Annotated in this window: 8 protein-coding genes and 1 pseudogene; all 9 read left to right on the forward strand. The window is 35.5% G+C overall.

The features are described 5' to 3' along the window. Nucleotides 1-46 precede the first annotated feature (46 nt). Nucleotides 47-178 (forward strand): hypothetical protein, encoded by a 132-nt coding sequence (locus tag RTP52_RS14595; RefSeq protein ID WP_312372177.1) that lies wholly within the window; start codon nucleotides 47-49, stop codon nucleotides 176-178. Nucleotides 179-282: 104 nt separating this feature from the next. Further along, nucleotides 283-1,338, forward strand: a complete 1,056-nt coding sequence (locus tag RTP52_RS14600) for an FKBP-type peptidyl-prolyl cis-trans isomerase (protein WP_312372179.1) — start codon at nucleotides 283-285, stop codon at nucleotides 1,336-1,338. A gap of 412 nt (nucleotides 1,339-1,750) precedes the next feature. Beyond that, nucleotides 1,751-2,467 carry a purine-nucleoside phosphorylase gene (deoD, locus tag RTP52_RS14605; protein WP_312100503.1) on the forward strand — a complete coding sequence of 239 codons (717 nt, stop codon included), beginning with the start codon at nucleotides 1,751-1,753 and terminating at the stop codon, nucleotides 2,465-2,467. Nucleotides 2,468-2,539: 72 nt separating this feature from the next. After that, entirely contained in the window at nucleotides 2,540-3,205 is a 666-nt protein-coding gene (deoC, locus tag RTP52_RS14610; RefSeq protein ID WP_312100501.1) for a deoxyribose-phosphate aldolase, read from the forward strand. A gap of 46 nt (nucleotides 3,206-3,251) precedes the next feature. Beyond that, entirely contained in the window at nucleotides 3,252-3,776 is a 525-nt protein-coding gene (locus RTP52_RS14615) for a cytidine deaminase (RefSeq protein WP_331661619.1), read from the forward strand. 407 nt (nucleotides 3,777-4,183) lie between these two features. Next, nucleotides 4,184-5,341, forward strand: a complete 1,158-nt coding sequence (locus RTP52_RS14620; protein ID WP_442913540.1) for a BMP family lipoprotein — start codon at nucleotides 4,184-4,186, stop codon at nucleotides 5,339-5,341. Between the two features lie 200 nt (nucleotides 5,342-5,541). Then, complete coding sequence (locus tag RTP52_RS14625; protein WP_312100555.1) at nucleotides 5,542-7,053, forward strand: ABC transporter ATP-binding protein; 1,512 nt, start codon at nucleotides 5,542-5,544, stop codon at nucleotides 7,051-7,053. Between the two features lie 3 nt (nucleotides 7,054-7,056). Then, nucleotides 7,057-8,139, forward strand: a pseudogene (locus tag RTP52_RS14630) (ABC transporter permease); the annotation flags it as partial. Nucleotides 8,140-8,579: 440 nt separating this feature from the next. Beyond that, nucleotides 8,580-9,533, forward strand: a complete 954-nt coding sequence (locus RTP52_RS14635; RefSeq protein WP_312100498.1) for an ABC transporter permease — start codon at nucleotides 8,580-8,582, stop codon at nucleotides 9,531-9,533. Nucleotides 9,534-9,583 lie beyond the last annotated feature (50 nt).

Below are 9,583 nucleotides of genomic sequence, written 5' to 3' on the forward strand. Positions count from 1 at the left end.
AGCGATTACACAAGAGCAGTCATCTGCCAGCTAGCAGATGTTTACCATGAGTGAGGCAGTTTTAGAGGCATACAGAATGGGTAAAATCGAATGGTATTCAAAGTCAGAAGAAATCAGAGGGTTTAACAAAGATGGTATTGAAATTACAGGAAGTATTGGACTTTTTTTAAGTGCATAATGAATTGTGAAGAAACAGTGAAATGAAAGTATTTACATTGTAAAAATTGTTCAGATATGATAAAGTAAATTCGAAAAGACCTATAGAAGAAAGGTATGGAGGATATGAAAAAGAGAGGAATACTTGCGATTGCGTTACTAGGAGTTACCCTTGTATTTTCTGGGTGCAAAAAAAACGATGAGATTAATTTTGAAACCTATAGTAGGTATAAGGATGTAGATACTACAAAATATGTAACCCTAGGTTCTTATAAAGATATTAAAGTATCTGTAGATACATTTGATGTTACTGATACTGACATAGAGAAAAAAATTCATGATGTTCAATTAAAAAATAGTACTTATGTAAAAAACGATGACCGTCCGATTTCAAAAGGTGATAAAGTTAAAATTCAGATGACAGGTACGATTGACGGCAAAGAAAACGATGGATTTAAAAGTGACAATTTCGAATTTGTCTATGGTAATGGTGAATATGTCATGGATGGGTTTACTGATAACTTAGCAGGAATGTATGCAGGAGAGAATGCAAAGTTTTCAATCACAATTCCAAGTACTTTTTCAGAGAAGGCATTTGTCGGTAAAGAAGCTACTTTTCAGGTGTTAATAAAATCAGTAGAACAGCATGTAATCCCTGAAATGAATGATGAATTTGTACAAAAAATCTCTGATTCAAAAACAGTAGAGGAGTACAAAGAGGGATTAATTCCGACCATAAAGCAAGAAAAGCTGGAAGAAATTAAAAAAGATAAAAAGACTGGAGCTTGGAAAATCGTTTCTGACGCATCTGAGATTTCTGGATACCCAGAAGGTGCAGTAGAGAAAAAGAGTAAGGAGCTTGAAGAAAAGGTTAAAGTCATGGCAATGGTTAACAACATGGAACTTGAAGACTATGTGAAAAACTATTATGGTGTTACCTTTGAGGAATATGTTAAATTGGTATTGAAGCAAGAAATGTTACTAGATGCAATCGGAAGAGCTGAGAAGATTACATTATCAGAGAAAGAATATGAAGAAAGTTTAACAGAATATGCAAAAAAATATGGTTATAACACTAACGAAGAGTTCGTAAAGGCAGTAGGAGAAGAAACCGTGAAGGAAGCTCTTCTTTGGGACAAGGTTCAAGCATTCATTGCGGAACAAGTAACCATTGAGGAATAAAGACAAACAACAAGAGGGGGAGTACGTTTTCCACCCAAGTTAATAATAAAAGCTTGAATTTCTATGAGAGAAAGTATTCCATAGAAATTCAAGCTTTTTCTAATATGCTTCTACATATTTCAACTTGATATTGGCAAACTATAGTAGGAAAAGTAGATATGAAAGTGAGTGAAGAAATAGTAAGAATCAACGTGTTTAGCGTTATTTAGATGCAAGGGCACTAAGTTGCATTTGGACAGATTGTATGTTAAAATAAGTTAGAAAAGAGAAAACTTTCTATGTTTATTAAAAATTAAAATCTAAACAAGAAAAAGCACGCATCGATAACTTTTTCTTGTTATGAATAAGATAAAAATATAGTTATTTTTACTTGTTTTTATCATATCTTAGAAGATAGAATGGAGGAATTATTATGAGTCATGCACCAGTACCAACCCCACATAATGGAGCAAAATCTGGCGAAATTGCAAAAACAGTATTAATGCCAGGAGATCCATTACGTGCAAAATTTATTGCAGAAACTTATTTAGAAAATCCGGTATGTTTTAATACAGTAAGAAATATGTTCGGGTATACAGGAACCTATAAAGGAAAGCAAATTTCTGTTATGGGTGGAGGTATGGGTATGCCATCTATCGGCATCTATTCTTATGAGTTATACCACTTTTATGATGTTGATAATATTATCCGTATTGGATCTGCTGGTGGTATTTCTGACAACGTTCATGTTCGTGATGTAGTAATTGGTATGGGAGCAAGTACGAATTCGAATTTTGCTTCTCAGTATGAATTGCCAGGAACCTTTGCACCAATTGCTAGTTATGAGTTGCTTGAAAAGGCAGTTAATGCAGCGAAATCCCAGAATACAAAGTTTGTTGTAGGTAATATCTTATCTTCTGATATCTTCTATGATGATAACAAGAACGCTTCCAACCTATGGAAGAAGATGGGCGTTTTATGTGTTGAGATGGAAGCTGCTGCATTGTATATGAATGCTGCTAGAGCAGGAAAGAATGCATTATGTATCTTAACTATTTCGGATCACCTCTATACTGGTGAAAGTCTATCTGCAGAAGATCGTCAAGTAAGTTTTAGAGAAATGATGGAAATTGCTTTAGAACTTGCTTAAAGATGAAGCACGCATCGTGAACTTTTCCTTGTCGTGAATAAAAATGGCGCTAAGCGCGGAATGGATGATAAGATGGAGAAGAAAGAAATTTTTAAAACAGTAGATCATACCTTACTGACACAAACTGCTACATGGCAGGATATCAAGCAAATCTGTGATGATGCAATTACCTATCAGACTGCATCTGTTTGTATTCCACCTTCTTTTGTGAAACGTGTAAAAGAATATGTTGGTGACCGTATGGCAGTATGCACGGTTATTGGTTTTCCAAATGGTTATAATACAACCTATGTAAAAGTTATGGAGACTAAGGAAGCTATTGATAACGGAGCAGATGAGATTGATATGGTAATAAATCTCGGTGATGTAAAAGATGGTAAATTTGACGAAGTTTTAGAAGAGATACGTCAAATTAAGAAAGCATGTGGAGATAAGATTCTGAAAGTAATTATTGAAACTTGTCTTCTTACAGAACAAGAAAAGATTACAATGTGTGATGTAGTTACGAAAAGCGGTGCGGATTATATAAAAACCTCCACTGGATTTTCTACTGCAGGAGCAACTTTTGAAGATATTGAACTTTTCTCAAAGCATGTTGGTGAAGATGTTAAGATGAAAGCGGCTGGAGGCATTGCTTCCTTTGATGATGCAATACGATTTATTGATCTTGGTGCTTCACGTCTTGGAACGAGCCGTATTGTTAAATTAGCAAAAAATGAATCTGCAAGCGGTTATTAATGAAAAGTGAGATGTAAAAAATTATAATTGAAAGGGCGTGCATTTCATGAAGGACGAGGATAATAATATGGAATTTACGTTTCCAGCTTGTAGGCAAACTGGAGAGTTAGTGCCAAAAAAGGCAAGCCAATTACCTTCTGATGAAATTATGAACGATTCTGTATGCAAGAATCTCATTAGAGAGGCAATCGGCATGTTGAAACGTTCTTATGCACCGTATTCTAGTTTCCATGTTGGAGCTGCATTACTGACGAAAACAAATAAAATCTACACTGGTTGTAATATAGAAAATGCAACTTTTACACCAACGAATTGTGCAGAAAGAACAGCATTTTTTAAAGCAGTTAGTGAGGGAGAAAAAGATTTTGCTGCCATTGCTGTTGTTGGAGGAAGAAAAGGAAATATGATTGATTATTGCCCTCCATGCGGAGTATGTAGGCAGGTTATGATGGAATTTTGTGATCCAAAAAAATTCATTGTAATTTTAGCAAAATCAGAAGAAGATTATTGTGCATATACACTCGCTGACATTCTTCCATTAGGATTTTCGGCAAAAAATATAGAGGATTAATAAAGGTGTAAATAATATCACAAACTTAGAAGTTTATAATATTATTTACCAGAATAAATATCAAAATAAATATAAATATTAAAGTAAATACTAAAATAATTTAAGAAATAAAACCTGAATTAATACTATAGTAAAGCTATTATAAGACAGCAAAAAAACTTTCTACTAATGTAGTAAGTTTTTTGCCGAATTATAATAGCTTTTTTGTTTCCAAACTAAATTGGGATAATTCTTCATATCCTGTGGATGGTTTATAAATTTATTTAAATTTTGTAGATAAGTAAAGTAATTCTTAAGAATGGCAGTATAAGAAATGCAAAAAAAGCGAATTATAAATAGCAAATAGAAAAAGCCTGAATTTAGTAAGGTAATTCTATAAAAGAATTTGCAGGATTTTGGAGGAGTCTGTGATGAAAAAGATTATTTCACTTATGCTTATTTTTACCATGGCAATCACAGTTTTATCTGGTTGTGGTAAGAAAGACACAGGAGAGCCAAATGGTACAGGAACAACTCCTGGGGTAACAAATGGCCCTACGAATGAAAACAATAACAACAATAATGCTAATAACAACAAGCCGGAAGGATACGAGTTAGCACTTGTAACCGATGTTGGTACGATTGATGACAAGTCTTTTAACCAGGGCGCATGGGAAGGTCTTAGTAAATATGCGACTGAAAAAAATAAGACTCATAAGTATTACCAGCCAGCAGAAGCAACGACTGCAGCTTACATTGATACAATTGCCCTTGCAGTGAAAGGTGGAGCAAAATTAATAGTTTGTCCTGGATATAAGTTTTCGGAAGCAGTTTTTGAGGCGCAGACTACATATCCAGATGTGAAATTTATCATCTTGGATAGTCAGCCAGAAAAAGCAGAAGACAAAACTATTAAGGATAACGTATATGCTGTATACTATGCAGAGCATCAAGCTGGATTTTTAGCTGGTTATGCTGCTGTAAAAGACGGTTATACAAAGCTTGGTTTTATGGGTGGTATGGCTGTTCCAGCAGTGAAACATTATGGATATGGTTTTGTTCTTGGTGCAGAAACAGCAGCAAAAGAAATGGGTATTGATAAAATTGATATGAAGTATCACTATACAGGTGGTTTTGCAGCAACTCCAGAAGCAAAGACAACAGCAGCGTCCTGGTATCAAAGCGGAACACAAGTTATTTTTGGCTGTGGTGGTGCAGTAGGTAACTCAGTTATGGCCGCTGCTCAAGATAACAATGGTAAAGTAATTGGTGTTGACGTAGATCAAAGTAATGAATCAGCTACAGTAATTACTTCCGCTATGAAAGAATTAAATAAATCAGTATACGATGCTATTGCTTTGTTTTATGAAGGAAAATTCCCAGGTGGTAAGATTGTAACACTAGATGTAAAAGCAGAGGGTGTAGGCCTTCCTTTAAAGACATCAAAGTTTCAAAAATTTACAGAAGCTGATTATGGTGCAGTATATGCAAAATTAGTTTCAGGGGAATACGCTCCGAAAGTGGAAGGAATTGATGAAGTAACTAAATTACCTGTAACTATCGTAAAAATTGATGAAGTTAAGTAAATAGTTTATTGATACGTTGCGCTATGGCGCTCAGATTGTAAATGGATTAGGAGGGCTGTTGCAATATGGTGAAATTACAACCATGTTGTAACAGCTTTTAATATATGAAAAAAATTGCACTGCAATTACTCGATGAAGCTATTTTGTTGAGAAAAAAGGAAGGCAAGGAGGGAGTAATACCTTTGGATTACATTATTGAAATGCTAGGAATCACAAAAGAATTTCCCGGTATCACGGCAAATGATAATATTACTCTTCAGTTAAGGAAGGGAGAAATTCATGCTCTACTTGGTGAAAATGGTGCAGGAAAATCCACTTTGATGAGTGTCTTATTTGGTTTATATCAGCCAGAAAAGGGTTCTATTAAAGTAAAAGGGAAAACTGTGAAAATTAATGGTCCTTTGGATGCGAATGCACTTGGGATTGGTATGGTGCATCAGCATTTTAAGTTAGTTTATAATTTTACGGTTCTACAAAATATCATTCTTGGTGTAGAAACAGTAAGCGGTGGTTTTCTTAAAATGGAGGATGCCAGAAAAAAGGTGTTAGAATTAAGTGAGCATTATCATCTTGCAGTAAATCCTGATGCGTACATTTCAGACATTTCTGTTGGTATGCAGCAAAGAATAGAAATCTTAAAGATGTTATACCGCGAAAATGAGATTTTAATATTTGATGAACCAACTGCAGTACTTACTCCACAGGAAATTGATGAGTTAATGAATATTATGAAAGGTCTTGCAAAAGAGGGAAAATCGATTTTATTTATCACTCATAAGCTAAACGAGATAAAAGCGGTAGCAGATCGATGCACCGTATTACGTCGTGGTAGATATATTGGTACAATCGATGTTAAGACTACAGAAAAAGAAACAATGTCAGAGATGATGGTTGGTCGTAAGGTCAACTTTAGGGTTGAAAAAAAAGCTGCGAGGCTAAAAGATGTAGTATTGGATGTAAAGACATTAACCGTTCATTCCAAACAAAAAGGTAACAAAAAAGCCTTGGTTCATGAAGTGAGTTTTGAAGTTAAAAAAGGAGAGATAGTAAGTATAGCTGGAATTGACGGGAATGGTCAATCGGAATTAGTGCAAGCGATTACTGGATTAATCAAATGTGATAGTGGATCTTTAAAACTTCATGGTGAAGACATCGCAAAAAAGACGATACGTTACCGAAATATTCATGGTTTATCCCACATCCCGGAGGATCGTCATAAACATGGTCTTGTTCTTGAATATACGGTTCAGGATAATCTTGTTTTACAAGAGTATTTTACAGAGAAATATCAAAAGGGTGGATTTTTAAAACGGGGTGCTATCCACGAAAATGCGGTGAAGCTTATTGAACAATATGATATAAGAAGTGGACAGGGAGCAATCACGACATGTCGAAGTATGTCTGGTGGGAACCAACAAAAGGTTATCATAGCGAGAGAAATTCAGCGTAAACCAGAGCTTTTAGTTGCGGTACAGCCAACGAGAGGACTCGATGTCGGTGCAATCGAATTTGTTCACAAGCAGCTGATAGCAGAAAGAGATAAGGGAAGCGGTGTTCTATTGGTATCGTTTGAATTAGATGAAGTAATGAATTTAAGTGACCGTATCTTAGTAATGTATGAGGGAGAAATTGTAGCCTCTTTTAAACCAGAGGAAGTTACGATACAGGAATTAGGCCTTTATATGGCTGGATCAAAAAGGAGGAAGGCTTAGAAGATGAGTGTAAATGGTAATTCATCAATGAAGAGCAGAGGGAGAAACCTTGGGTTAATTTCCTCAATTTTTGCAATTATCTTGGGCCTTCTGGTTGGATTTTTCATCTTGTTGTATTCCAATCCAAGTCAAGCAATCGGAGGATTTAAAACCATATTAACCGGAGCGCTTACGGATGGCAGTAAGGGAATTGGCATGGTATTATACTATGCAACACCAATCATTTGTACCGGTCTTTCTATCGGCTTTGCTTTTAAAACAGGTTTATTTAATATTGGTGCTACAGGGCAATTTACAGTCGGTGCATTTGCTGCAGTAGTAGTAGGCATTACAGCTACGGAGCTTGGGAATGCTCATTGGATGGTAGCTCTCTTTGCTTCGGTTATTGCAGGGGCTCTTTGGGCTTTAATTCCTGGCTTATTAAAAGCTTATGCGAACATTAATGAAGTAATAGCGGGAATTATGACAAATTATATTGGTATGTATCTAGTTAACTGGTCAGTTAAGGATTCCAATGCATTATTTAATATGTTAGAGAATCGCTCAAAACCGGTAGCACCTACTGCCATCATACCAAAAGCTGGGCTAAATCAAATATTTAAAGGATCTTATGTTAATGCAGGCATTATCATTGCAATTATAGCAGCAATTATTATTTATATCATTTTAGACAAGACAACCTTTGGTTATGAATTAAAAGCAGTTGGTTTTAATCGTGATGCTAGTAAATACGCCGGAATCAATGAGAAGAAGAGTATTATATGGTCTATGGTTATTTCAGGGGCATTGGCTGGCCTTGGAGGTGGCTTGTTATATCTTGCTGGTTCTGGAAAATATATTGAGGTTGTGGATGAGTTAGCGGCTGAAGGATTTGATGGTATTTCAGTTGCTTTACTTGGACTATCACACCCAATCGGTATCTTATTAGCAGCTATATTCATTGCTTATATTAAACAGGGTGGATTTTACCTACAGCTTTTTGAATATTCCAAAGAAATCATTGATATCATCATTGCAGTAATTATATACTTTAGTGCTTTTTCTATGATCGTTAGAAACATCATTACCAATCGGGAACGCAAACGAAGAGTAGACCGCTCTGTAGGCAGTGCACAAATACCAACTCCAATCAATGAACCATCCGTCTATGGTAGTAAGACCGAGGAAGAAATCAGAGAAGCATCAAAAAAGGATATACAAAGAGAAGATGACTTGCGAAACGATTCTGAACATGATGATATGTCGTTTAAAGATGAAGGTACAGTAAAAGAGGGTAGTGAAGAAAGGACTTTAAGTGAGGATATCCAAGAAGGTACTTTAAAAGAGGATAGCGAAGAAGGTATTTTAAAAGAGGATAGTAAGGAAAGTACTTTAAATGAAGTTAACAAGGGAAATAATAACGTAGATAACAAGGGAAATAATAACGTAGATAGCAAGGAAATTAATAATGTAGATAGCAACAAAAATAATAATGTAGATAGCAACGAAGATGAAAAAGTAGATAAAATGAAAGGAGGTAACAAATAATGAGTTCCGTATATTTTATGTTTCAACAGACTATGTTATTTGCAATCCCTCTTTTAATTGTAGCTCTTGGTGGAATGTTTTCTGAGCGAAGTGGAGTTATAAATATTGCCTTAGAAGGTATTATGACGATAGGAGCATTTGCAAGTATCTTATTTATTAATATGTTCCAAGATCGAATGAGTGGACAGCCTCTCTTAATATTAGCAATTTTGGTTGCTGCATTGGCTGGGATTATTTTTTCGTTATTTCATGCGTATGCTTCAATTCATATGAAGGCTGATCAGACGATATCCGGTACTGCACTTAACATGTTTGCTCCAGCATTTGCAATATTTACTGCAAGGCAGATTCAAGGGGTTCAGCAGATTAACTTTGATAATACATTTCGTATTGAGAAAGTTCCAGTACTTGGTGATATTCCAGTGCTTGGGGAATTATTATTCCAGAATTCTTATATTACAACTTACCTAGGTTTTCTGGTCCTAATTATTGCATCCATCGTCTTATATAAGACGAAGTTTGGTTTACGTCTTCGTGCCTGTGGAGAGCACCCTCAGGCTGCAGATTCCGTTGGTATAAGTGTATACAAAATGAGATATGCTGGTGTTCTTTTATCAGGTTTCCTTGGCGGTATTGGCGGTCTGGTTTTCGTCATTCCAACATCAACCAACTTTAATGCTAGTGTCGCTGGATACGGTTTTCTTGCATTAGCTGTTTTGATTTTTGGTCAATGGAAGCCTATTCGTATACTTTATGCAGCATTATTCTTTGGTTTGATGAAAACAATTGCGTCTGCTTACTCAGGTATTCCGTTTCTTGCGAGACTTGGAATTCCTAGTTATATGTATAAGATGATACCTTATATTGCAACTTTGATTGTACTTGCTTTTACTTCTAAGAAATCACAGGCTCCAAAAGCAGCCGGTGTTCCTTACGATAAGGGAAAACGTTAGGAAGAGCTAGGTTTATGCCTGTGCTATATCCATGATAGAATTATCAAGCA

It is taken from the genome of Lachnoclostridium sp., assembly GCF_031997925.1.
In the GTDB taxonomy this organism is placed as follows: Bacteria; Bacillota; Clostridia; order Lachnospirales; family Lachnospiraceae; genus Lachnoclostridium.

What these genes read in the sequence shown, in the direction of transcription:
- RTP52_RS14595 (WP_312372177.1), top strand. Translation starts at nt 47, where the DNA reads ATGAGTGAGGCAGTTTTAGAGGCATACAGAATGGGTAAAATCGAATGG.
- RTP52_RS14600 (WP_312372179.1), top strand. Translation starts at nt 283, where the DNA reads ATGAAAAAGAGAGGAATACTTGCGATTGCGTTACTAGGAGTTACCCTT.
- deoD (WP_312100503.1), top strand. Translation starts at nt 1,751, where the DNA reads ATGAGTCATGCACCAGTACCAACCCCACATAATGGAGCAAAATCTGGC.
- deoC (WP_312100501.1), top strand. Translation starts at nt 2,540, where the DNA reads ATGGAGAAGAAAGAAATTTTTAAAACAGTAGATCATACCTTACTGACA.
- RTP52_RS14615 (WP_331661619.1), top strand. Translation starts at nt 3,252, where the DNA reads ATGAAGGACGAGGATAATAATATGGAATTTACGTTTCCAGCTTGTAGG.
- RTP52_RS14625 (WP_312100555.1), top strand. Translation starts at nt 5,542, where the DNA reads ATGCTAGGAATCACAAAAGAATTTCCCGGTATCACGGCAAATGATAAT.
- RTP52_RS14635 (WP_312100498.1), top strand. Translation starts at nt 8,580, where the DNA reads ATGAGTTCCGTATATTTTATGTTTCAACAGACTATGTTATTTGCAATC.